The sequence below is a fragment of the Pseudoalteromonas sp. S3785 genome (genome assembly GCF_005887365.1).
Classification (GTDB): domain Bacteria; phylum Pseudomonadota; class Gammaproteobacteria; order Enterobacterales; family Alteromonadaceae; genus Pseudoalteromonas.
In genome coordinates, this window is record NZ_PNCT01000172.1 from 1 (window position 1) to 232 (window position 232).

1 pseudogene is annotated in these 232 nt (G+C 39.7%); it reads right to left on the reverse strand.

Annotated elements, in window-relative coordinates:
* Positions 1-52: 52 nt before the first annotated feature.
* Positions 53-232, reverse strand: a pseudogene (locus CWC17_RS19025) (tryptophan 7-halogenase); the annotation flags it as partial.

The following is a 232-nucleotide window of genomic DNA, read 5'->3' on the forward strand; positions in this document are numbered from 1 at the left end:
AGCGATGGCCACTTTAAATAGGAATTTTTCTAACTCGTAAAGACTCTAATTAATCGCCTACAAACCCTTTAAGCTTTACTAGTGCTTGACCTTCGCTACTATATTTACTCGAATACACGTAACCTACACCACGGCGAAGCTGTAACCCTATATCCCATATCCAACCCTCTTCTTCCGCTGTTGAAATTGTGAGAGATGCAATACTCACATCTACATTAAAATAAGGGACTTG